Source organism: Mesorhizobium sp. L103C119B0, assembly GCF_000502235.1.
Classification (GTDB): Bacteria; Pseudomonadota; Alphaproteobacteria; order Rhizobiales; family Rhizobiaceae; genus Mesorhizobium.
Map to the genome: position 1 here is coordinate 331,583 of NZ_AYXE01000007.1, position 22,026 is coordinate 353,608.

Below are 22,026 nucleotides of genomic sequence, written 5' to 3' on the forward strand. Positions count from 1 at the left end.
GCCTTTTTCCCGCTGGAATCGTCTTGTAGTCGCCTCCTACATTAGGAGGGGCTTGCGGATGAGAATTGCAATGGTCGTCGCGTTGACTGCGACAGTGGCAGGGTGCGTATCGTCTCCGGTCCAGTATGGAGCCTCGCTCTCGACCCAAGACCCGAAATGGGCGACGCCGGAATGCCAGCAGGCCCGCACCGATGCCATGAATTACGACGCGCGCGAGAAGGAGCATCCGGGATGGGCCGCCGGCGTCGTGCTGGGGCCCTACAGCATGGGCCTCGTGGCGGCCATCAAGGAGAACGAGCAGAAGCAGCGAAGGCTGCTCGCACGCGAGGTGCATTTGCAGTGCTCAAGCCTGCCCTTGCCGAGGGATCTGGACTTCGATCCAAAGATCTACGCGCCAAAGCCGACGCATTACCCCTGAGGGTGGCTTGCCGGCGGCGATCATGATGCGCCCTTGGCGTCAGAGGCCAGTCGACCGGCCCGCGCAGCTCGGGTAACAATGACCGTCTTTGGCGAAAGGGGTCCAATGCGGCAAGTGCCCATCGTGATGCAGCCGTTTGGCGGCATGGCGAACAAGATGTTCCAGTACATGTTTTGCCATGTGCTGGCGAAGCGTATCCCCGGTGGCTATGTCTGCGACGCCGACCTGCCGGAATGGTCCATTGCCAGGGTGCGGCCGCCTTTGTTGTGGAAATACCGGCTGCTTCGGGTCGACGGCTATCACCGCTACGACCTCGACGGGATCATAGCCGCGTTCCGCGACAGGCGAGCGCGGAGCATCCGCTTCAAGGGCTTCGCGCAGCGGCTGGGTTATTATGACCGGGACGAGGTCTCCGGGCTGTTCGACGGGCGTGCCGTCGCCGCGCCGACCCATGGCGACGATTTTCTCGTCATCCATGTGCGGGCCGGCGACATCCTCGACGGCTTCCACCGCAACTATTGCCCGATGCCATTCGGCTTCTTCGAGACGCTCATCAAGGATAGCGGCCGCAAGCCGGTCTTCGTCGGCCAGACCCATGACGACAACGATTATTGCCGGCGCCTGCGTCAGCGTTTTCCCGATGCTGTCTTCGCGCCGAAGGCGTCGCCATTGACCGATTTCGAGACGCTGCGCCGGGCGAGCCATCTCGTCACGGGGGTGAGCAGCTTCTCCTGGCTGGCCGGTTGGTTGTCTTCGGCGCGGACGATCCATCTGCCGGTGGCCGGCATATTCGACCGGTGCATCAGGCCGGATATCGACCTGCTGCCGCTTGACGACCCACGCTATCGGTTCCACCAGTTCGACATGGGCGACTGGACGGGCTCTTCGGAGCAGCTTGCGGCATTTTATGGCGATGCGATCCCGTTCCGTCAGGTCGAGCCTCAAGCAGCAGCGGGTGGCGCCGGGAAAGCGTTGCGATGAGAATTCCGTTTTCCGTCAACAGGCCGGTGATCTGCGCGATCATGAAGCTGGAGCAGCCCTATGTGATCGAGTGGGTCGCCTGGCACAAGCTGCATGGCTTCGACCTGATGATCGCCGACAACTGCAGCGCCGGCCCGCAGTCGGCGGTGCTCCAGGCGTTGCGCGATGCCGGCTGGATCCGGCTCGTCGACTGGCGGCACGACACGGTGCTGCCGCAGCGGCGGGCCTATTCCTATCTTTACTGGCAGGCATTGCTCCACGGCTATCGCTATCTGGGCTTCATGGACGCCGACGAGTTCCTCGAGCCGCTCGACGGGCCGCCCTGGAGCGGAGCCGAACTGGTCCGCTCGCTTTTGAGCCGCCCGGGCGTGCGCAGCGTCGCCTTTCGCTGGGTGAATTTCGGCAGCGACGGCAAAGAGGCCTATGACGACGAACTGGTGACGGTGCGGTTTCAAAGGCGCGGCACGCATGACGCCCCGACCGCGCGCTGGAAGAAGTCGTTTGCCCGCGTGTCCTCGGTGCTGCGCAAGGCGCTGCGGGATCCCGGGCAGTTCATGCCGCACCCGCACGGTTTCCGCATCTCGCTGCGCAGGACGCTGGTCGACGGCATGACGCTCGACAAGCACCCGGCGGCCATGCCGATGGAATGGAAGATCGGCTGAATCCGCCACTATGCCGTGAAATCGAGGCAGGAACTGGCCGACAAGCATGCCCGCGGCGGCGGCTTCACGCCGTTGAGCGAGGCGCCGTCGCTGGACGAGTACCGGGTATCGAGAGATCAGAACGATATTATCGATCCGCTCGACGATGCGACGGTGGGCGCCTTGCGGGCAAAGGTTTCGGAAATCGTCAGGTCGCTCGACCCGGCGGTCATCGCCCAGACGCGGCCGCTTTTCACGCAGCGGGGTCGAGGATCAGCGGCGCGGTAGCCATGCCGTGAAACGACATCGTGGCGCGGCGCTCGGCATTTGCGGCATCGAGCCGCCATCCGGGCGCACGGGTGAACAGGGCTTCTATCATCGCCGCGATCTCGATACGGGCGACATGTTGCCCGAGGCAGACATGCAGGCCGGTGCCGAAGGTCATCGACATGGCTGGCGGGCGCGTGAGGTCCAGCCGGTCGCCATCGGCGAAGACGGCATCGTCGCGATTGCCGCTGCCGAGCACCGGCACGACCGCTTCGCCAGCCGCAATCCTGACGTCGCCGAGGTCGATGTCCTGCGCCGCGATGCGGGCGACGGCGTATTGCACCGAGGCGCCATAGCGCAGCAGTTCGGCCGCCGCGCTGCTCCAGTCGACAGCGCCGCGCTCGAGCAGCGCGCGCTGTTCGGGAAAGCGATCCAGCGCAACAATTGCGTTGCCGAGAGCGTCGACGACAGTCTCCTGTCCGGCAAACAGCATGAAGACGATGTTGGCCACCATGTCCCCGCGCGACCAGCGGCCTTGCGCAACCTCCCGCACCATGCCGGCAACCATTCCGTCCGGCCGGTAGGCCTGTCGAGCCAGCCGCTCCTCGACAAAAGCCTGGCATTCGCGATAGGCCTCGGCGCTTGCTGCCGGCGGCTGCGCTCTTCGCAGGTCGAATGCGCTGGCCATGCGGCGGGTCACCGATTTCAACGCCCAAGGGTCCTCGATCTCGATGCCGAGGATTTCCTGCAGCAGCCAGAAGGACACCGGCACGGCGAGCCCGGCGACGGCGTCGACGCGGCCATCCGCCAGCGCACGCTCGACCAGCTCGTGGCTCAGCGCGCGAAGACCTTGCGTCAGCGCTTCGATGGCCGGCCGTGAGAAAAAGCCAGCGACCGGCCGGCGCAAGGCGCCATGCTGAGGCGGATCGGCGAGCAGCACCGAGCGGCTGAGCAGAGCCATGGGCGCATGGTCGACGAGCTTGCGGCGGACCTCTTCATATGTACCCGGCGGCGCCTGAAGAAGAGCGGGATGCTTCAGCGCGCCCGACACCAGCTCATGGCTGAACACATAATGCGCGTCGGCCAGCTCGGGATAGGGCGCGACGCCGCGCGCAATGCCGCCGGCGGCGCGCATGCGGGCGAAATGCGGAAACGGGTCGTCGCCGAGCGCGAACGGATCGAAATGCGGAGCTGTCATGACGGCTCGAATCTCATGCCTTGAGATTCTTGGCTGAAATGACCCTGAAGCCGCCTGACGTGGCGTCCTGCGGGAAGAAGTCCGGCATGACGTAGAGGAACTCGCATCCGTAGACGCGGTAGTGCATGCGCAGCAGCGGATCGCGGATGATCTCTTCCAGCGGCGGTCTTGTGCCGGTCTGGTTCCAGCGGTCGATGGTGGCGCGGAACCGCGCATCGGCCTTGACATGATCATACTCTTCGCCCGAGGAGCCGGCATAGGACGAGCAGCGGCCATCGCCGATCAGCCAGCTGGCGCCCAGGCGGCGGCCGTGGCTCTCCATCTCCTTCAAGAGCCGCACCGCCGTGTTGGAGCCGCGATGGCTCGGCCGGACGCAGAGATTGTAGGCGTAAAGTGCGTAAACCGGCTCGCTGCGCGGCAGCGATGCATAGGCATCGAAATTCCTGGGGAAATCGGCGCGCACCAGCGGATCCTGGCTGGTCTCGGTAAAGCAGATGGTGCCAGCAAGCAGATCGCCATCGATCGCGCCGAACATGGTGTGTCCGAGTGCCAGCCGGTGGCGGATGGTCGTTTCGCTCGCCTGCAGCGGTGCGGCCCAGGCGGCAGCCTCAAGCTCCATCAGCAAAGGGATGTCTTCCAGGTCTAACCGGCGGATGGGTATCGCAACATCGTCTAAATTCATGTGTCGGCTGCCTCGACTTCTAACGCGTTGATGGCGCATGGCAGTTTCTTGCCAATGCGGTTTGCAGCTTCACGGAAACGTCAACCTGTTCTATCTCCTGTTTGACGCATGCCGGATCGAGAACCATTTCACGGCTTTCACAAGCCTGTCTAATTATCATGGTTCCCCTTTGCAATTACATACGGACAACGGAAACGCATGATATTTTACGTCGCGCACCGGGAGCACGCCTACACGCAGGCGGTGGTGCTTCTGTATCACCGGACTGACCTGGAGGCGTGGTTCCGGCTGGTGCGCTACGAGGATGCCGGGCTGCTGCGCGGCGTTCGCGCCGGGGTGGTCATCTGGTCCGACATGGACCGGCTGACATCGGACGAATTGAGCCGCGCGGCCGGCATCAGCGCCGAACTGGCTGACAACACCGGCCTGACGCAGCTCAATCACCCGACCGCCAGCCTGCAGCGCTTCGACCTGCTGCGCCTGCTTCATGCCGACGGCAGCAACGCTTTTCGTGTGTTCAGGCCGGACGAGCTGGAAGAGGCGATACCCTATCCCGTTTTCATCCGCGACGAGACGGGCGCACTCTACAGGGAGCCGCCGCTGCTGCACGACCGGCCGGCGCTGGACGCCGCGATCGCCCGGCTGGACGGTAGCGATCTGGTGCGGCCGATGGTGGTGGAGATGATCGGCACCCCCGGAATGGACGGTTATTTCAGGAAGTACGCGGCGTTTCGGGTCGGCGATACGATCTACGGCCAGCATTGCGCCATGTCGAAATCGTGGTTCGTCAAGAATTCGCCCGAGCAATTGCTGCCGGCGCATATCGAAGAAATCAGGACCTATATCGATACGAATCCTGACGCCAATGCGGTCATGCAGGTCTTCGAAAAAGCCCGCATGCAGTATGGCCGCATCGACTACACTTTCGTGGACGGCAGGCTTGTAGTGTTCGAGATCAACAGCAACCCCACCGTGCTCAGCGACCCGCCGACGCCGTTCGCCATCTATGACCCCAAGCCCTTTGCCGATCTTCAGGCCGACGCGCTGCTCGCGCTGCCGCAGGCTACCGAGGCGGGCTCGCTGGCTGCAATCGACACCGCCCACCAGTCGGCGCTGGCCAAGTTGCGGCGCCATTACCAGATGAGGCGGTTGAAGTTAACGCTGCGAAAAGTGCTCAGGAAGAGGAAATAGCCGCCGCCTCCTCCGCAACCCGAAAGTACACCACGTCACGTTTCGTCTGATCTTGTCACAGCCTGCCTGGAACCAAATCCGGCCTGAACTGTTCAAGTTTGTTACGACGCCGACGAGCCCTGCCGGTTGGGCAAGCGGCGATCCTGAGGAGCTCCCACCATGACCATCTCATCCAGCTTTCGTTCGCTCGCGGTTGCGGCAATCGCCACTGTTGCCGTCAGCGCTGCCAGTGCCGCGCATGCCGATAGCGGCACGATCCGCTTTGCCGTCTACAAGGCGGCGTTCTTCGTCGGCGGCTCCGGCGGCGAGGGGACGCTGACCTTCCATGGCCGCTCCTATCCGATCACGATCGGCGGCGTTTCGGGCGGCTTCGCCTTAGGGGTTTCCAAGACCTATTTCCGGGGCACCGTGCGCCATATCCGCAGGGTGCGGGATGCGACCGGGGTTTATGGCGCGGCGGGCGGTGGCGGCGCGCTCGGCAAGGGAGCGCAGGTGATCGTCATGACCAACGACAAGGGCGCGCAGCTCGAGCTTACGGGCCGGCAGGTGGGGCTGCAGGTGAATGCGGATCTGAGCGGGATGGCGATTTCGTTGAAGTAGGGGGCGGGTGGGGCGTCCTGGGTTGGCAAGGTCGCCCAGGATGATGGCAATCGCTTAGGGTGCCCCCCACTCCGTCTCGGCTTCGCCGAGCCACCTCTACCCCCACATTCGTGGGGGAGAGGAAACGCTAATTTTCGAGGTTGCGGCCTCGACAGTGTTGAGTTTTTTCTTCGCTCGAAAAGCTTGGGTTCCTCCTCGAAAAGCTTGGCATTTCCTCTCCCCCACGGACGTGGGGGTAGAGGTGGCTCGGCGAAGCCGAGACGGAGTGGGGGCTGGCGCTGGCCTCGGCCCCTACCGCTCCTCCACAATCCGCAAATATGCCGCCGTCACGAACAGCACGATCAGCCCGAACAAGATCCGCCGTGCCCCCTCCGGCATCTGCAGGATGGTCAGCAGTGTAGTCAGCACGGTCAGGATCAGGGCGCCGATGATGGTGCCGGTGTAGCCGCCGCGGCCGCCGAAGATGGAGGTGCCGCCGATGACGGCGGCGGCGACCGAGGGCAGCACCAGCGGTTCGGCGAGCGACAGCGACGGCGCCTTGATCAGGCCGATATAGAGCAGGCCGGTGATGCCGGCGAGCGCGCTGGAGGTGACATAGAGCGCGGTGATGACCTGCCAGTATTGCACGCCCGACAGGCGGGTCGCGCGCTCATTGTCGCCGACGGCGTAGAGCAGGCGGCCGAAGCCGGTCCGGGCGAGCGTGAAGACGATGAGGGCGGCGAGCGGCACGAACAAAAGCAGCGCGTTGGGGAAGCCCCATGTCACGCCGGTGCCGAGCCAAGCCAGGAAGTCGGGGATTTTTGCGCCCGACGCGATCACCGTGCGCTGGTAAACCTGCAGGCAGCCGGTGCCGATCAGGCTGGTGCCCAGCGTCATGATCAGCGGGTGGACGCGGAAGACGCCGACGCCAATGCCATTGACGAGGCCGATCAGCACCGCCGGCATCATCGCCAGCAGGAACGCCACCGCCGGGTCCTGGTTGACCACTTGCGTGGCCATGATGAAGGCGCTCATCGTCGCCACCGTGCCGACCGACAGGTCGATGCCGCCGGTCAGCATGGTCATGGTCTGGCATCCCGCCAGGATCGCCAGCGGTATGGCGAATTTAATCGTGTTGGCGATCCAGCGCTCGTTGACGATGCCGGGGCGCAGGACCTGCAGGATTATAACCAGGATGGCGAGCAGGACGATCAGCGGGATGAGCGGGCGATCGGCCATGAAGCGCTTTATGCGGCGGCCGAAGGGGACCGGGGTGATGGCGGTGGTGCTCATGGGGCGGCTCTTGCTCGCGATGAGGTTTGCAAGGTGCGGCAAGTTGGCGAGGACAGTGCTCTACGGCGCCCCCCTCTGGCCTGCCGGCCATCTCCCCCACTTGTGGGGAGATTGGCAGCTTCAGCGCCTCGCTCATTCGTGCAAGGTTGGAGATTGGCGAAGGTCGTCGCGACATCCAATCTCCCCCCTTGTGGGGGAGATGTCCGGCAGGACAGAGGGGGGCGCGAAGGAACGCCGACGTCTCTCTGCGACAGCCCTCCCATCATCGCCGCCCCCGCATCGTGACAAACGCGCCGAACATCACCACCGCCACCATGATCAGCCCCTCGATAATCGCGGAGACATTCGGATCGATGGCGAGCAGGGTCAAATCCGTGCGCACCAGCCTCAACACGAAGACGGCGACGATCGGGCCGAGCAGGCCGCCCTTGCCGCCGCCGAGCGCGACGCCGCCCAGCACCACGGCGGCGACGCTGGCGAGCAGATAGGGGCCGGGGATGGGGGCGCCGATGCCGGTGCTCATGGTCAGCGCCAGGCCGCCAAAGGCGGCGAACAGGCCGGACAGCGCATAGGCGATGATGCGAGTGCGCTTGACCGGCACGCCGGAGCGGAACGCCGCCAGTTCGCTAGAGCCGATGGCGTAGATGGAGAGGCCGAGGCGCGAGCGCCTCAGTGGTATCCAGATGACGCAGAGGCACACGATCAGTACCAGCAGCGCCTTGGGCAGCCAGGCGTCTATGGCGTCGGGCAGGCCGGGGATCGGTACGGTGCCAGAGATCAGCGCCTTCAGCCATTCGGCGATGCCGCCGCCCGGCGCGTCGAGTACCAGCAGGGCTGCACCCTGCAGCACGAACAGCATGGCCAGCGTCACGACAATGTCGGGCACGCGGGTGACGACGATGAGCAGGCCGTTGAGTGCGCCGAGCACGAAACCCATGGCCAGCACGAAGGGCACCACGAACAGCGCGTATTCCTCGCTCGCGCCATTCATCATCGACGCCGCGGTGACGCTGGTCAGCGCCATCATGGCGGCGACCGACAGGTCAATGCCGCCGGCGATGACGACGACGGTCTGCGCGGCGACTGCGAAGGCATAGGGCAGAACGGCTCGGGCGAGCGAGCCGAAATCATTGCTGCCATAGGCCGGCTGGATGATCCTGGTGGCGATGAACAGGACGATGAGCAGGGCGAACAGGCCGACGACCCAGCCTTGGCGGCGCAGGAAATGGCTCATGGCGCGGCCTCCGGCGAAGCCGAAGTGTTCGCGGTCGGATCAGCCAATATGCCGATATCGGCCTTGGCGCCGCGCGGCAGGCCGTAGGCGGCGCGCATCAGCGCCGGCTCGTCGGCCTCCTCGACCGGAAAAATGTCGACCAGGCGGCCGCCGAAGATGACGATGACGCGGTCGCAGACGCGCTGCACCTCTTCGAGTTCCGAGGTGTAGAACAGCACCGACTTGCCGTTGCCGGCGAGTTCGCGCAGCAGCTTGTAGATCTCCTGCTTGGTGCCGACATCGATGCCGCGCGTCGGGTCGAAGCACAGGATGGTGCGGGCATCCGCCGCGATCCAGCGGGCGATGGTCACCTTCTGCTGGTTGCCGCCGGACAGGCGCTGCACCTCGCCTTGCGCGCGGGTGTCGATCTGCAGCCGCTCGATGGCGCTGAGCACGGTCGCGCGTTCGCGGCGCATGTTGATCGGACCCCAGTTGCGCAAGGCAGCGCTGAAAGGCAGCGCGATGTTTTCGCGCACCGAGCGCTGCATGGCGAGCGCTTCCGAGCGGTCGCCCGGCACATAGGCAATGCCGGCGCGGATGGCGTCGATCGGATGCGAGAATTTCACCGGCTGGCCATCGACTTCGATCGTGCCGCCGGAGGGCCGGATCGAGCCGGCAAGGGCGCCGAACAACTCGTCCTGGCCCTGGCCTTCGAGCGCGACGACGCCGGCGACTTCGCCGTCGGCGAGATCGAAGGAGACATCGCTGAGCTTGGCGCCGACGCGCAGGTTTCGCACCGAAATGCGCGGCCGGGTGGTCGCGGGCGCGGCCTTCTCGGCAGCGCTGCGGGCCGCGACATGGGTTTTGACGATGCGGGTGCCGAGCATCAGCTCGACGATCTTTTCTTCCACGCCCGGCACGATGTCGACGACGCCGACGGTCTCGCCGTCCCGCAGCACGGTGGCGCGGTCGCACAGCGCCGAGATTTCGACGAAGCGGTGCGAGATGAAGATCACGGCGCGGCCCGAATCGCCTTGGCGGCGCACCACTTCCAGCACCTTTTCGGCAAGGTTGGCGGGCAGGGCCGCCGTCATCTCGTCAAGCAGCAGCACGTCGGGCTCGACGGCGAGCGCCCGCGCCAGGTCGAGCACGCGCAGCACGGCGAGCGGGATGTCGCGCGCGGTGTCGCGCAGATCGAGGTCGGCAATGCCGAGCTCGCGCACCCAGGCGCGGAACGGCTCGACCGGCGTGCCGGTGAGCCTGAGATTGGACAGCACGTCGAGATCGGGGATCAGCGACGGCTCCTGGTAGACGGGCAGCAGCCCGGCGCGGCGCGCGGCGGCCGGCGAGCGAATGTCGCGCGCTTCGCCGCGGATCAGGATGCGGCCGGCGTTCGCCGGAATGGCGCCGGTGAGGATCTTCACCAGCGTCGACTTGCCGGCGCCGTTGGCGCCCATCAGCGCGTGGACCTCGCCCGGCAGCACGGAGAGCGACGCGTTACGAAGTGCTGCAACCGCGCCGTAGTTCTTGGCGACGCCGGTGGCGTCGAGGAGGGGGCTGGTGGTCAAATCGATGTCCGCTCAGAAATTCTCTTGTCGGCGCTCTACGGCGCCCCCCTCTGTCCTGCCGGACATCTCCCCCACAAGGCGGGAGATTGGCAGTTCCGGCGCCGCCCCTCGTCTTGCGACGTAGAAAATTAGCGAAAGCCGAGATGACAGCCAATCTCTCCACCTGTGGGGGAGATGTCCGGCAGGACAGAGGGGGCGCCGTAGAGCGCTAGTCTGTGTGACGAGGACGGTCGTTCGCCGTCCTCGCCAGTTCATTCAAACCAGGCTTACTCCCCCGGCCCCTTGCAGGCCACGATCTGGTCCTTCGTGTAGGTCGTCCACTCCGGGATCGAGATCGAGACCGGCCATTCCGGGCTGAGCGACGGATCGGCGGCTGCCTTCAGCTTGGCCTTGCCTTCGTCGGTGGCGTTGTCCCAAAGCTGCGGGTCGACCAGCACGGTCTGCTGCGCCGGCTTCTTGCCGTCGAGGATCTGCAGCGCCAGCGTCACGCCCGCGCCGCCGATCGAGCCGGGGTTGGTGACGGCTGCACCGACGAGACCTTTCACCGAGCTCAGCTGGCCGACGAAGCCGGCATTGTCGGCGCCGACCACCGGCACCAGCGGCGCCTGCGATTCGACCAGCGCGTCGACGATGACGTTGTCGATGCCCGACGTCCACACGCCGTTGAACGGCGTGCCGGTGGCCAGGAACGACAGCATCTGCTGCTTGGCCTGATCCTGCTGCCAGCCGGTGAAGACTTCCTGCGCCACCTTCACGCCGGGGTTTTCGGCCAGCGCCTTCTTGAAGCCTTTGTCGCGATCGCTGTCGGCCGAGGCGCCGGCGGCGCCGCGCATGTAGAACACTTCGCCCTTGCCGCCCATCTGCTGGAACAGCCATTTGGCGCCGAGATAGGCATACTGTTCCTGGTTGTTGGAGATGATGTAGGCCGACGGTTCGGTCACCGCCTGGTCGACGGCAACGACGACGATGCCGGCCTTGGTGGCTTCTTCCAGGCCCGCCTTGATGCCGGCGGGATCAGCGGGGTTGACGACGATGGCGTCGACCTTGGCGCTGATCAGATTGCGGATGTCTTCGAGCTGGCCGGCGGCATCGGTGTTGCGGTGGGCGATGTTGAGCTTCGTCACTTCGCCCGAAGCCAGCGCCTGCGCCTTCATGGCGCAGACCATTTCCTCGCGCCAGCCATTGCCCTGCACGGTGTTGGAAATGCCGATCGTATATTTGGCTTCGGCCGACGACACGCCCATCGATGCCAGCAAGGCAGCGCCCGCAAGCAACGGGACCATGGTCAGTATTTTCTTCATGTCAGTACTCCTCCACATTGTTGTTTTTCGTCTCAGGGCCAGACCCTTCGGCAGGATCGGACCAAGTCATTACCTCGTCATTTGACGAAGGGACGCAGCACGTCGCGGGCGAGCAGGAAGCCCCGCTTCACCGCATCGTCGTTGCCTTCGAACCGCCTGTCCTCATGTTCGATGATGACCGAGCCGTCATAGCCGGCGCGGTAGAGGCCGGAGAAGAAGCCGCTCCAGTCGACATCGCCCAATCCCGGCATGCGCGGCACCTGCCAGCCTATCCCGGCGGAAAGGATTCCGCGCTCATACAAACCATCATGATCGATCATCAAATCCTTGGCGTGGACATGCAGCATGTAGGGGCCGAACTCCCGGATGAAACGGCCCTGGTCGATCATCTGCCAGACCAGATGCGAGGGGTCGAAATTCATGCCGACCTCGCCGCCCCAGGCCTCGAGGATGCGCCGCCAGATGTAGGGCGAATAGGCGATGTTGTGCCCGCCCGGCCACTCGTCATAACTGAAGATCATCGGGCAGTTCTCGAAGGCGAGTTTTACCCCGTGGCCGCGCGCATAGGCGACGGTCTCGGGCCAGACTTTCAGCGCGTCCTGCCAGTTGACGTCGACGGTCTTCGAGGCATCGCCACCGCAGAAGGTGTTGACCACCGGCACGCCCATATTGGCGGCCAGCACGATGACCTTCTTCAGATGGCCGATGACGGCCTCGCGATGGGCAGGGTCCGGATGCAGTGGGTTGGGATAGTAGCCTAGGCCGGAGACCGTCAGCTTCTTCTCCGTCAGCGAAGCGACGATCTCCTTGGCCTGCGCGGGCGAGGTGGAGGCGGCGTCGATATGGCTGGTGCCGGCATAGCGCCGCGTCGCGCCGGAGGTCTTCGGCCAGCAGGCGATTTCCAGCGCCTCGAAGCCGGCCGAGTGCGCCCAGCCGGCGACCTCGCCAAGCGGCGTCTCCGCAAACGGTGCTGTAAGCACTCCTAGTTTCATTCTGCCTCCCTAGACCCGACGACTATAATGCCGATTGTTTGGATCGCTTCAACCTCGCGACCTCATCTTGTTCAAGACTGTGCCGGACAGCCGCCATCGGATCGTCCGACAGCAGGTCGCCCAGCGCCGATGTGACGGCCGCGCGGAACGTATCGTCGGCGGCAAGGCCGGGGTCGAATATCCCGTCGATGGCAACGATGGCGGACACCAGCGCCTGTGCATCATGGCCGGTGGCGTCGGCGATCGCGGCGACCTTGCCGGCATAGGGGTCCGACACCGGCCAGCGTCTTTCAAAGCGATCCGAGGCCCGGATCAGATAGGCCATCCAGCCGGCGACCGGCACCGACAGCAGGCCGATGCTCTGGCCCATCGCGAGCCGGTCGCGGATCGGGTTGAGCAGGCGCTGGACGATCTTCTGCGAACCGTCGGTGGCGACCTGGTGGTTGCGGTGGCGGATCGCGGTGTTCTTCAGCCGGGCAAGGCTCTGCTCGACATAGGCAAGGGGCAGGACGCCCGGCACCGGCATCAGCGTCGGCAGCGTCTCCTCGACCAGCATGCGCCGGATGAAGTCCGACAGCAGCGGGTTGGCTATGGCGTCCGATGTGTGCTCGAGCCCGGCCAGCACGCCGAGCGTCGCCAGTGTCGTCTGGGCGCCGTTCAGCACCCGCATCTTGAGATGCTCGAACGGCGTGACGTCGTCGACGAAGGTGGCGCCGACCAGATCCCAGCGCGGCATGCGGCCGGCGAATTTTTCCTCGATCACCCACTGCCGGAACGGCTCACCGACAGCGGCGGCGGCATCGTGGTAGCCGAACCACTGCTCGACACTATCGAGGTCATCCTGCGTCACCGCCGGCGCGATGCGGTCGACCATGGCCGCGGGGAAGGCAACATTGGCCTCTATCCAGCGGGCCAGCCCTTTGCTCCGCCGTTCGGCAAACGTCCGCACGACATTGTTCAGAATAGTACCGTTGGTCGGGATGTTGTCACAGGAGAGAAACGTTATGGGTCGCTCATGTGTGGCCCTGCGCTGCTCCAGCGCCCGCACCAGCAGGCCGGGCACGCTGCGTGGCGTCTCGGGGTTGGCGAGGTCGTGGACGATGTCGGGATGGCCAAGGTCGAGTTCGCCGCTGGACGGGATGTGGCAATAGCCTTTTTCGGTCACCGTCATCGTCACCAGCTCGATATCGGGTGAGATCAGCACGCCGAGCGCCGGTGCCGCACTCTCCTGGCTGTCGACCACCCGGACGATGCTGCCGATGACGCGCGCCTCGATGTGGCTGTTCTCGCGGATCAGCCTTGTGTAGAGCCCGCCCTGCCGTCCCAGCGTGTCGGCAAGGCTGGGCGGACGGATGTTGATGCCGACGATGCCCCAGCGGTCGAAGCGCAGCGAGATGAGATCGTCGGTGTATTCGGCCTGATGGCTGCGGTGGAAGGCGCCGACGCCGAGATGCGCCATGCCGGGCGCCAGGAGCGTACGGTCATAGGACGGTGTCTGCACCGATGCCGGCAAGCGATCGAGCAGCGCCGGCCCAAGCGTTTCGATGGAAGCGCTCACCGGTTCGCTCCGATCACCGCCTGCTCCTGGTCGACAACCGCGCCGGTCATCGGGCCGGCGGCGTCGGACAGCAGGAAGACGGCGAGGCTGGCGATGTCGTCCGGCGTCAGCAACCGGCCGAAAGGCTGCGCGGCGTTGGCCTTCTCGAGCCAGCCAGGGCCGTTGCCCAAAGTCTCCGCCTGCATGATGCGTTCGGCCGGCGTGTCCGTCCAACCGACATTGATGCCGTTGACGCGGATGCGGTCGAAACGGTGGGCGTTGGCGGCGTTCTTGGTCAGCGTCGCCAGCGCGCCCTTGGTGGCGGAATAGACGGCAAGCTCCGGCGAGCCGCAATGGGCGTTGATCGACAGAATGTTGAGAATGGCGCCACCTTGGCCGCGCTGCTTCATGTCGGCAATCGCCGCCTGCATCAGGAAGAACGGCGCGCGCGCATTGACGGCAAACAGTGACGCCCAGTCGTCGAGGCTGGCGTCGAGGAAAGAGGCGCGATCGGTCAGGCCGGCGGCGTTGACCAGCGCATCGATGCGGCCGAAGCGCTCGATGCAGGCCTGCGCCAGAAGGGTGGGGGCGTCAGGATCGGCAAGGTCGGCGGCGACGAAGATGGTCGGCGTGCCCAATTGCGAAAGCTCGGCCGCCACGGCCTCGCCACGCGCCCTCTCGCGCCCGGTGACCAACAGCCCGGCGGCACCGGAACGCGCCAGCGTCTCGGCAATGGCGCGGCCAATGCCTTGCGTCGACCCGGTGACCAGAGCCACCTTGCCGCCAAGCCGGATCTCCATTCCTCCTCCCGGGAATAAAGTTTCTATTTTGAGAAATATGGAACGGCAATTCCCGATAGTCAATTGGACCAGTGACGCCTCATTCGTCGCGCCGCGCCGCCACGCCATGGACCAGCGCCATCCCAACGGCGAGCGAGGCCGCCAATGAGCGGAAGCCGGCAAAGTCAGATTCCACCACTTCCAGCCAGCTGTCCGAGAGCGGGATCAGCGGGCTGAAGGTGCTGTCGGTGACGGTGACGATACGCGCCTTGCGCTCATGCGCCACCGCGACGAGATCGGGCGTGATCGAATTGTAGGGGCTAAACGAGACAGCGAGCACGGCATCCCGGCCGCTGATGCAGCCGATCTGGTCGAGTGCGGAGGAGCCGACATTGTCGACCAGCACATTGCGCACGCCCTGCTGCGACAGTGTCAGGGAGAGATAGGCGGTGACGGGAAAGGCGCGCTTGGAGCCGATGACATAGATCAGCTCGGCGGCCGCCAGCAGCGCCACCATCTTGTCGAAACTCGCGACATCGAAGCCCGCCTCGATGCGGCCAAGCGAGGCCTGCGACGCGCCGACCATGCCGTGCAGGAAATGCAGATTGGGCTTGGTCTCGGTGCGCGGTTCGCCGCGCCCTTCCGGCCATGAGCCCTTGATGTGCTCCTTGAACAGGCCCTGGAAATCGGAAAAGCCGGAATAGCCGAAGATCTGGGCAAAGCGCACCAGCGTCGAGGGCTGCACGCCGGCCTGTGCCGCAACCTGCGCGATGGTGCCGAGCGCGACGTCGCTCGGATGCTGCCACAGGAAGATTGCCACCTGGCGCAGCCGCTTGGGGAAATGCACCGTGCCCGACGACAGCACCGCGCGCAGCTCCTCATAGGTCTGCGGCTGGATGTAGCCAAGCGCGGCCAGCGAGCGCCCGCGCTTGCGCGTCGCCGCCTCGTCGGTGCTGGACCGTCCGGATGCCTTGCTTGCCCCACTCATGATTTCAGGCTAGCGCGATACGATCGTTTTACAATATGAAAATTGGAAATTATGTTCGAAAGCGGTCTGCCGGGAGGAGCTTGAAAATGGTCTACGCAACATCGGACGGGTCGGCCGGCAAGCGCCTGCGGGTCGGCATGGTCGGCGGCGGCCGCAACGCTTTCATCGGCGCGGTGCATCGGCTGGCCATGCGCCTCGACGACCAGATCGTGCTGGTCGCCGGCGCGCTGTCGTCGAACCCGGAGAACGCCGCCGCCTCGGCCGCCGAGATCGGCATCGCGCCCGAGCGCAGCTATGCCGATTATCGCGCCATGGCACGAGCCGAAGCGGCGCGGCCGGACGGCATCGAGGCGGTGGTCATCGTCACGCCCAACCATCTGCACGCGCCGATCGCCACGGCCTTTCTCGAGGCCGGCATCGACGTGATCTGCGACAAGCCGCTGTCGACGACGCTGGCCGATGCAGAGGCACTGGTGGCGCTGGCGCGGGAGAAAAAGCGTCGCTTCGTCGTCACGCTCAACAACACCGGCTACGCCATGGTCCGCCAGGCGCGCGAGATGGTGGCGGCGGGCGCGCTTGGCCGCATCGTGTCCGTGCATGGCGCCTACATCCAGGACTGGCTGACCAAGCCGATCGACGCCGAGGGCCAGAAGCAGGCGGAGTGGCGCACCGATCCGGCGCGCGCCGGGCAGTCGGCGGTGCTGGCCGATATCGGCGTGCATGCCTTCAACCTGGCAAGCTATATCTCCGGCTGTGAGGCCGAGGCGGTGTCGGCCGATCTGTTCACTGCCGTGCCGGGACGCCGGCTCGACGACAATGCGCATGTGCTGGTGCGCTGGACCGGCGGGGCGCGCGGCACGATCCTCGCCAGCCAGACCTCGCCCGGCCACTACAATGATCTCTCGGTGCGCATCTATGGCGACAAAGCCGGGCTCGAATGGTCGGGTGGCCGGCCGGAGGAATTGCGCTTCTCACCATATGGCGAGGAAACCCGCACGCTGGTGCGTGGCGGTCACGGCTCGACCGCTGAAAGCCAGCGCGTGTCGCGCATGCCAGCGGCGCATCCGGAAGGCTATATCGAGGCCTTCGCCAATTTCTACCGCGACGCCGCTGATATTATTCGTGCGCATAGGTCAGGTGGGGCGGTCGATGCAGCAAGGGCCGCGCAGGTGCCGGATGTTGTGGATGGTGCGCGCGGGGTGAAGTTTGCCGCGGCGGCGGTGGAGTCGAATGCAGCGGGTGGGGCTTGGACGGCGGCAAGGTTTGGGTGAGGACGGGAGCTGCCGCGGTTCAGCGGTAGAAGCAATCACCTGGGGGACTGGCGCTGCCCTAAGGGATTGACCTGCCGAAGGCGCTACCGCCGCCGCAGCAGACCTGGCAGCGGCGGGGCGCCAAGTACTCTTCGGTCGCTTTACTGGGCAAAACGCTGCTATGCATGTGTTAATCATGATATGGGTTGTTCATTGTCAGAGCATCGGCCCAGCCGTATTCGGTAACAATGCGCAACTTGTCTCTCTTCCTTGCTGCCAGCCTCGGCTGCCTCGTTCTCTCGGCGGTTTCCTTCGGCGCTCCGCAAGGCCTGCTCGTCACCCTGTTCCCGGACAGCAATGCAGCGAAGGTGGCACAGTGCAGAAGCCTTCTCAAAATCCGTTTCGACACGGGCGAATGGCCGGACAAGGGCGCGGCTGACTACATGCGCTATGACGAGTGCTACTATCTGATCTGTGGCGGAACCAGGCCGAGCGCTTGAAGGCTTGGTGCAGCTATCCCTTGATCGCCGAGCCGACGATGGAATCGACGAAGAAGCGCTGCAGGAAGGCGAACAGGATGAGCGGCGGCAGCACGGCCAGCGTCGCGCCGGCCATCACCAGGCCGGTGTTAACCGCGCCCCTGTTGTAGCTCAGCAACCGGCTCAGGCTGATGACGATCGGATAGGCGTCGGCATTGCCCTGCAGCACGGTCAGCGGCCACAGATAGCTGTTCCAGTGATAGACGAAGGCGAAGAGGGCCAGAGCCGCGATTGCGGGGGCGACGCTCGGCGCGACGATCTTGTAGAGGATCAAGAACTCCGAGGCGCCGTCCATGCGCGCGGCGTCGATGAGCTCGTCGGGCACGCCGGAGATGAACTGGCGCATCAGGAAGATGCCGAAAGCATTGGCGAGATTGGGCACGATGATGCCGGCGAGGCTGGCGTTGAGGCCGATCGAGCCGACCAGGCGATAGAGCGGGATCAACGTCACGATCGGCGGCAGGAACATGGTGGCGATCAGCAGAGAAAACAGCAGCGACTTCCCGGGGAAGTGGTATTTGGCGAAGGCGTAGCCGGCCATCATGCTGGTCAGCAGGATGCCGGCGGTGGTGATCGAGGCGATGACCAGAGAATTCCACATCGAGCGGCCGACATTGATCACGCCCGACACCTTCTCATAGGCGTCGAGGCTCGGCGTAAGGGGGATCCACACCGGCGGCACCTGCATGCTCTCGGCCGGCGTCTTGAGGCTCGACAGCGCCATCCAGACCAGCGGGAAGGCCGAGGCGACGGCGACCAGCAGCATCAGCGTCGCCAGCAGCGCCTTGCGGCCGGACGGGCGCCGGCGCGACAGCCGGCTCGACGATCCCGCGCTCATTCGTCGTTCTTCCGGTTGGCGAAGGCAAACAGCGCGCAGACGACGACAATCAGCGAAAGCATCAGCATCACCGCCATGGCCGAACCCAGTCCACCCTGCGCACGCTCGATGCCGACGCGGCGGATGTGGTAGGTCAGCACATTGGTCGAGCCGACCGGCCCGCCCTGCGTGATCAGGGCAACCGGCTCGAACACCTGCACGGCGTTGATGATGGCGATGACGGCGCTGAACAACAGCGTGCGCCGCATCAGCGGCAGCGTGATGAAGCGGAACTGCTCGAAACGGTTGGCGCCGTCGAGCTTTGCTGCTTCATACAGGCTGCCGGGGATTTGCGTCAGTCCGGCGATCGCCAGCACGGTGAAATAGCCGACCTGCTGCCAGACATTGAGGAAGACGATCGAGATCAGCGCCGAGCGCGGCGACGACAGGAAAGGCTGCGGGCCGATGCCGATAAGGCCGAGCATCTGGTTGAGAGGGCCTTCGCTCGGCGAATAGAGTTTCGACCACACCAGCGCCACGGCGATCATCGGCACCATGTAGGTGGCAAACAGCACCGTGCGCAGCGCCGTGCCGCCGGCGACATCGCGCTGGTAGACCATCAGCCCAAAGGCCACCGACAGCGGCAGGATGAGGATGACGGAGAGCGCGGTGTAGACGGCTGTGTTGACGAGCGCGGCCTTGAAATCGCGGCCGACCGAGGTGGCCCCGAAAATCTCGCGGAAATTGTCGAGGCCGATGAAGCTGGCGCTGGAAAACGGTGTCTGCGTCGACCAGTCCTGGAACGACAGCCAGACGGTGAGCAGCATCGGCAACAGGACGAAGATGCCGATCAGCGTCACGGCGGGCGCCAGCATGATGCCCGCCGAGGCACGGTACCTCTGAATCATTATTTGGCGGCGCGCTCCAGGATCGAAATGGCGTCGGCCTGCGCCGTCGCCTGCGCATCCTTGGCCGAGACCTGGCCATACTGCAACGCCTCGAGCGTCTGCTGCAGCGATTCCGAGAATTCCTGGCCGCCGGGCACGACAGGGAACGGCTTGGCGTCGGTGAGCACGCTGACATAGCCGGAGAGGAATTCCGAGCCGAGCTTGTCCTTGTGCGCCTCGATGTCGGAGAGGCGTGAGGGCAGGATGCCCATCGACATCAGGATATCCGACATCGCGGAAGCGCCGTTCTTGCCGGACTTTGGATTGTTCAGCCAGGCGAGGAAGTCCCACGCCGCCTTCTGCTCGGCGGCACCTGCATTGGCGTTGACCACGGTCATCCAGGAGTAGGAGATCGAATGCGGCTTGTCGCCGCTCGGGCCGACGGGAATCGGCGCCGTTGCAATGTCGGCGAACTTGTCGCCCATGCCGGCCTTCAGTGCGCTCTCCCACCAATTGGCCATGATGATCATGCCGGTCTTGCCGGAGACGAAATTGTCGAGGAAGGGGCCGGTGGTGTTGGCGTCTGCGGTCGCCATCGCCGGCACACTGGCGCCCGACTTGATCAGGTCCTCATAGAACTGGAAGGTCTCGGTCGCCTGCGGGCTGTTCAGCACCGGCTTGCCGTCCTTGACCAGGTCGCCGCCATTGGACACCAGCAGCGAGGCGAAGGGGTGGACGACGCCGGCGGCCCATGAATTGATCATGCCGAAGCCTTGCTGTCCCGCATCCTTGTTGGTCAGCTTCTTGGCCGCATCCTTGAATTCGTCCCAGGTCTCGGGTGGCGCCGCGATGCCGGCCTGCTTGAACAGCGCCTTGTTATAGTTCAGCGCATAGACATCGATCTCGTTGGGGATGCCGTAGAGCGTGCCGCCGACCGAGGCGGCGCTGGTGACGCCCGCCGGCCAGGCGGCCATGACCTCGCTGGCCACCGCATCGGGAGCGGGCGCGACCAGCTTGTCGCGCGCCAGTTCCGGCAACCAGAGATCGTAGATGCCGCCGATCGTCGGGCCGTCCGCGCCGCCGCCTTGCGAGCGCAGCGTGGTCAGGAGGTCGCCGAAGGGGACGGCGCGCACGGTGACGCTGACATCCGGATTGGTCTTGGCATAATCCTTGGCCGCCGCTTCCAGCAACGCGACCGTCTCCGGCGACCAGTGGGTGAGATAGGAGATGTTGACCGATTGCGCCCAGCCGGTGGTGGGCAGGATGGCGAGGCCTGCGGCCAGTGCCAGTTTCGACGTCCAGGCAAACGACATTCCTCATCCTCCTATCGGTTCACAATGACGTTATGACAAGTTAGCGCGGCGACGCAAGGGCTTGCTGGCGAAAAAGTCTCACATGGTACGGTCACAGATTTCTTTGCAGCGCTGGAATGTGGATATTTATCGTTAGGTAACAAACGGATGCGGGTACTGCAATGTCGTGAGGGGGCCAACGCCGACATTCCTGAGGCGCAGCAGACCTCTTGCGAATGCCGCTATGTCATTATAATGACTTTCCCGAGCCAATGACTCTCTCACGGCAGGAAATGCCGCGGGACGCCAAGGACAGAGAACAATGGGAGACTGGCAATGAGCATGCTTTCACTTGACCGGCGCGCAGCACTTGGCCTGATCGGCGGCCTTGCCGCCGCCTGCGCCGGTGTCTTCGCCTCATTGCCGGCGCGAGCCGCCGACAGCACGGTGACGCTGTGGAGCTGGCGCACCGAGGACGAGGCAGCGATGCGCCGCATCTTCGATGCCTTCGAGGCGAAGAACCCCGGCATCAAGGTCGCCATCCAGTTCACGCCCGATGCCGATTACCAGAACCGGCTGAGCACGGCGCTGCGGGGCGGCCGCGGGCCCGACATCGCGCAGCTCAAGGCCTATGGCGAGTTGCAGCCCTTCGTCGAGGCCGGCTATCTCGACGCGCTGGACGACAGCGTGCCGGAGCTGAAGAACATGGAGGACGCGGCGCTTGGCGGCGCGCGTGGCCGCGCTGACGGAAAAGTCTACGGCGTGCCCTACTCGGTGCCGATGATGGGCGTCTTCTACAACCAGGATATTTTCGCCGCCCAAGGCATCGAGATCCCCAAGACCTACAAGGATTTCACCGCTGTCTGCGAGAAGCTGAAGGCGGCCGGCATCACGCCGATCGCCACCGGCGGCGCCAACGGCTCGGCCTGGGAACTGGAGATCGCCGTCGGCGTCGTCGGCCCGACCGTCTATGGTCCTGGCTTCTACGACGAGATGATGAGCGGCAAGGCGACCTTCGAGGATCCGCGCTATGTGGCGGCGCTGAAGCGCTTCGCCGAGCTGAAGCCGTATTTCCCCGACGGCTTCGCCGGTATCGACTACACCACCGCCACGCAGCAGTTTATCGGCGGCAAGGCGGCGATGTTCCTCGGCGGTTCGTTCGAGAACGGCAGCTTCAAGGCGCAGAACCCGAAGCTGAAATTCTCGATCTTCCCGTTCCCCGCCGACGATGCCGGGGCAAAACTCTACACCTCGGCCTTCTCCGACGGCTCCTATGGCCTGGTCTCCGAGAGCCAGAACAAGGAAGCCGCGACCAAGGTGCTGGGCTTCATGGCTTCGGCAGAGTTCGCGCAGATGTTCGCCGACGAGCTCGGCTGGCCGCCGGCCCGCACGGATGTGACGGTGAAGGATCCAGTGCTGGCCGCGATGATGGAGATGGCGAAGAATTCGACGCCCTATCTGACGCTGGTCGGCTTCCGCTGGCAGTCGCCGACGGCGTCTTCGGTGCTGCAGTCGGAGATCATCGACATGGTCGAAGGCAACATCGCGCCGGAGAAGCTGGCGGCCGACATGCAGGCCGCGGTCGCCACCTGGTTCAAGCCGAAGCAGTAGGC

The 22,026-nt window shown here is 65.0% G+C and carries 22 protein-coding genes; 9 read left to right on the forward strand and 13 right to left on the reverse strand.

What is annotated here, in order from left to right; translation table 11 throughout:
- The first annotated feature begins 58 nt into the window (after positions 1-58).
- The 4 genes from X728_RS151965 (at position 59) to X728_RS151950 (ending at position 2,328) form a co-directional block, all read left to right on the forward strand.
- Positions 59-418, forward strand: a complete 360-nt coding sequence (locus X728_RS151965; protein ID WP_023691921.1) for a hypothetical protein — start codon at positions 59-61, stop codon at positions 416-418.
- A gap of 105 nt (positions 419-523) precedes the next feature.
- Positions 524-1,399: an alpha-1,2-fucosyltransferase gene (locus X728_RS151960; protein WP_023686531.1), complete on the forward strand. Its 876-nt coding sequence runs from the start codon at positions 524-526 to the stop codon at positions 1,397-1,399.
- Entirely contained in the window at positions 1,396-2,061 is a 666-nt protein-coding gene (locus X728_RS151955; protein ID WP_023831699.1) for a glycosyltransferase family 2 protein, read from the forward strand. Before X728_RS151960 ends, X728_RS151955 begins: the two co-directional genes overlap by 4 nt.
- A 15-nt stretch (positions 2,062-2,076) precedes the next feature.
- A complete protein-coding gene (locus tag X728_RS151950) occupies positions 2,077-2,328 on the forward strand; it encodes a hypothetical protein (protein WP_023831700.1) in 252 nt (83 codons plus the stop codon).
- Here the strand turns inward: X728_RS151950 and X728_RS151945 are convergent.
- The gene (locus tag X728_RS151945) at positions 2,294-3,505 is read right to left on the reverse strand and encodes a cytochrome P450 (protein WP_023737565.1); all 1,212 of its coding nucleotides are present in this window, start codon (positions 3,503-3,505) and stop codon (positions 2,294-2,296) included. The two genes, X728_RS151950 and X728_RS151945, sit on opposite strands and share 35 nt — an antisense overlap.
- A gap of 13 nt (positions 3,506-3,518) precedes the next feature.
- Positions 3,519-4,187, reverse strand: coding sequence for a hypothetical protein (locus X728_RS1000000171020; protein WP_031202403.1), 669 nt, complete (start codon positions 4,185-4,187; stop codon positions 3,519-3,521).
- A 198-nt stretch (positions 4,188-4,385) separates the two neighbouring features.
- Between X728_RS1000000171020 and X728_RS15180 the strand changes: the two genes are divergently transcribed.
- Positions 4,386-5,378, forward strand: a complete 993-nt coding sequence (locus X728_RS15180) for a hypothetical protein (protein ID WP_023831701.1) — start codon at positions 4,386-4,388, stop codon at positions 5,376-5,378.
- Positions 5,379-5,537: 159 nt separating this feature from the next.
- Positions 5,538-5,978 (forward strand): hypothetical protein, encoded by a 441-nt coding sequence (locus X728_RS151935; RefSeq protein ID WP_023831702.1) that lies wholly within the window; start codon positions 5,538-5,540, stop codon positions 5,976-5,978.
- A gap of 291 nt (positions 5,979-6,269) precedes the next feature.
- Here the strand turns inward: X728_RS151935 and X728_RS151930 are convergent, their stop codons facing one another.
- From X728_RS151930 to X728_RS151895, 8 genes are all read right to left on the reverse strand, one after another.
- Complete coding sequence (locus X728_RS151930) at positions 6,270-7,250, reverse strand: ABC transporter permease (protein ID WP_023669687.1); 981 nt, start codon at positions 7,248-7,250, stop codon at positions 6,270-6,272.
- Between the two features lie 262 nt (positions 7,251-7,512).
- A complete protein-coding gene (locus X728_RS151925) occupies positions 7,513-8,484 on the reverse strand; it encodes an ABC transporter permease (protein WP_023831703.1) in 972 nt (323 codons plus the stop codon).
- Positions 8,481-10,031 carry a sugar ABC transporter ATP-binding protein gene (locus X728_RS151920; protein ID WP_023831704.1) on the reverse strand — a complete coding sequence of 517 codons (1,551 nt, stop codon included), beginning with the start codon at positions 10,029-10,031 and terminating at the stop codon, positions 8,481-8,483. The genes X728_RS151925 and X728_RS151920 overlap by 4 nt, the downstream gene beginning before the upstream one ends.
- A 266-nt stretch (positions 10,032-10,297) precedes the next feature.
- Complete coding sequence (locus X728_RS151915) at positions 10,298-11,332, reverse strand: ABC transporter substrate-binding protein (protein ID WP_023683115.1); 1,035 nt, start codon at positions 11,330-11,332, stop codon at positions 10,298-10,300.
- Between the two features lie 77 nt (positions 11,333-11,409).
- Positions 11,410-12,324 (reverse strand): sugar phosphate isomerase/epimerase, encoded by a 915-nt coding sequence (locus X728_RS151910; protein WP_023831705.1) that lies wholly within the window; start codon positions 12,322-12,324, stop codon positions 11,410-11,412.
- Between the two features lie 22 nt (positions 12,325-12,346).
- Positions 12,347-13,882, reverse strand: coding sequence for a mannitol dehydrogenase family protein (locus X728_RS151905; protein WP_023831706.1), 1,536 nt, complete (start codon positions 13,880-13,882; stop codon positions 12,347-12,349).
- Positions 13,879-14,661, reverse strand: a complete 783-nt coding sequence (locus X728_RS151900) for an SDR family oxidoreductase (protein ID WP_023726487.1) — start codon at positions 14,659-14,661, stop codon at positions 13,879-13,881. The genes X728_RS151905 and X728_RS151900 overlap by 4 nt, the downstream gene beginning before the upstream one ends.
- Before the next feature lie 79 nt (positions 14,662-14,740).
- The gene (locus X728_RS151895; RefSeq protein WP_023831707.1) at positions 14,741-15,628 is read right to left on the reverse strand and encodes a MurR/RpiR family transcriptional regulator; all 888 of its coding nucleotides are present in this window, start codon (positions 15,626-15,628) and stop codon (positions 14,741-14,743) included.
- Positions 15,629-15,714: 86 nt separating this feature from the next.
- Here X728_RS151895 and X728_RS151890 point away from each other — a divergent pair, with 86 nt between their 5' ends.
- Together X728_RS151890 and X728_RS151885 are read left to right on the forward strand one after the other, a co-directional pair.
- On the forward strand, positions 15,715-16,899 hold the full coding sequence (locus tag X728_RS151890) for a Gfo/Idh/MocA family oxidoreductase (protein ID WP_023831708.1): 1,185 nt from the start codon (positions 15,715-15,717) through the stop codon (positions 16,897-16,899).
- A gap of 227 nt (positions 16,900-17,126) precedes the next feature.
- Positions 17,127-17,378, forward strand: coding sequence for a hypothetical protein (locus X728_RS151885; RefSeq protein ID WP_023683121.1), 252 nt, complete (start codon positions 17,127-17,129; stop codon positions 17,376-17,378).
- A 13-nt stretch (positions 17,379-17,391) separates the two neighbouring features.
- On the opposite strand, the gene X728_RS151880 is transcribed toward X728_RS151885, so the two are convergent.
- Genes X728_RS151880 through X728_RS151870 form a run of 3 tightly spaced genes read right to left on the reverse strand, consistent with a single transcriptional unit; the run spans position 17,392 to position 20,434 of the window.
- On the reverse strand, positions 17,392-18,255 hold the full coding sequence (locus tag X728_RS151880; RefSeq protein WP_023831709.1) for a carbohydrate ABC transporter permease: 864 nt from the start codon (positions 18,253-18,255) through the stop codon (positions 17,392-17,394).
- On the reverse strand, positions 18,252-19,142 hold the full coding sequence (locus tag X728_RS151875) for a sugar ABC transporter permease (RefSeq protein ID WP_023744116.1): 891 nt from the start codon (positions 19,140-19,142) through the stop codon (positions 18,252-18,254). The genes X728_RS151880 and X728_RS151875 overlap by 4 nt, the downstream gene beginning before the upstream one ends.
- Positions 19,142-20,434 carry an extracellular solute-binding protein gene (locus tag X728_RS151870; protein ID WP_023831710.1) on the reverse strand — a complete coding sequence of 431 codons (1,293 nt, stop codon included), beginning with the start codon at positions 20,432-20,434 and terminating at the stop codon, positions 19,142-19,144. The genes X728_RS151875 and X728_RS151870 overlap by 1 nt, the downstream gene beginning before the upstream one ends.
- A gap of 315 nt (positions 20,435-20,749) precedes the next feature.
- On the opposite strand from X728_RS151870, the gene X728_RS151865 reads away from it, so the two are divergent.
- Positions 20,750-22,024: an extracellular solute-binding protein gene (locus tag X728_RS151865; RefSeq protein WP_023831711.1), complete on the forward strand. Its 1,275-nt coding sequence runs from the start codon at positions 20,750-20,752 to the stop codon at positions 22,022-22,024.
- Positions 22,025-22,026 lie beyond the last annotated feature (2 nt).

Bases quoted from the DNA above. Each gene is read 5' to 3' on its own strand.
- X728_RS151935 (WP_023831702.1), top strand. From the start codon at position 5,538: ATGACCATCTCATCCAGCTTTCGTTCGCTCGCGGTTGCGGCAATCGCC.
- X728_RS151890 (WP_023831708.1), top strand. From the start codon at position 15,715: ATGGTCTACGCAACATCGGACGGGTCGGCCGGCAAGCGCCTGCGGGTC.
- X728_RS151865 (WP_023831711.1), top strand. From the start codon at position 20,750: ATGAGCATGCTTTCACTTGACCGGCGCGCAGCACTTGGCCTGATCGGC.
- X728_RS151930 (WP_023669687.1), bottom strand. From the start codon at position 7,250: ATGAGCACCACCGCCATCACCCCGGTCCCCTTCGGCCGCCGCATAAAG.
- X728_RS151885 (WP_023683121.1), top strand. From the start codon at position 17,127: ATGCGCAACTTGTCTCTCTTCCTTGCTGCCAGCCTCGGCTGCCTCGTT.
- X728_RS1000000171020 (WP_031202403.1), bottom strand. From the start codon at position 4,187: ATGAATTTAGACGATGTTGCGATACCCATCCGCCGGTTAGACCTGGAA.
- X728_RS151900 (WP_023726487.1), bottom strand. From the start codon at position 14,661: ATGGAGATCCGGCTTGGCGGCAAGGTGGCTCTGGTCACCGGGTCGACG.
- X728_RS151895 (WP_023831707.1), bottom strand. From the start codon at position 15,628: ATGAGTGGGGCAAGCAAGGCATCCGGACGGTCCAGCACCGACGAGGCG.
- X728_RS151870 (WP_023831710.1), bottom strand. From the start codon at position 20,434: ATGTCGTTTGCCTGGACGTCGAAACTGGCACTGGCCGCAGGCCTCGCC.
- X728_RS151875 (WP_023744116.1), bottom strand. From the start codon at position 19,142: ATGATTCAGAGGTACCGTGCCTCGGCGGGCATCATGCTGGCGCCCGCC.
- X728_RS151910 (WP_023831705.1), bottom strand. From the start codon at position 12,324: ATGAAACTAGGAGTGCTTACAGCACCGTTTGCGGAGACGCCGCTTGGC.
- X728_RS151960 (WP_023686531.1), top strand. From the start codon at position 524: ATGCGGCAAGTGCCCATCGTGATGCAGCCGTTTGGCGGCATGGCGAAC.
- X728_RS15180 (WP_023831701.1), top strand. From the start codon at position 4,386: ATGATATTTTACGTCGCGCACCGGGAGCACGCCTACACGCAGGCGGTG.
- X728_RS151925 (WP_023831703.1), bottom strand. From the start codon at position 8,484: ATGAGCCATTTCCTGCGCCGCCAAGGCTGGGTCGTCGGCCTGTTCGCC.
- X728_RS151880 (WP_023831709.1), bottom strand. From the start codon at position 18,255: ATGAGCGCGGGATCGTCGAGCCGGCTGTCGCGCCGGCGCCCGTCCGGC.
- X728_RS151915 (WP_023683115.1), bottom strand. From the start codon at position 11,332: ATGAAGAAAATACTGACCATGGTCCCGTTGCTTGCGGGCGCTGCCTTG.
- X728_RS151965 (WP_023691921.1), top strand. From the start codon at position 59: ATGAGAATTGCAATGGTCGTCGCGTTGACTGCGACAGTGGCAGGGTGC.
- X728_RS151945 (WP_023737565.1), bottom strand. From the start codon at position 3,505: ATGACAGCTCCGCATTTCGATCCGTTCGCGCTCGGCGACGACCCGTTT.
- X728_RS151955 (WP_023831699.1), top strand. From the start codon at position 1,396: ATGAGAATTCCGTTTTCCGTCAACAGGCCGGTGATCTGCGCGATCATG.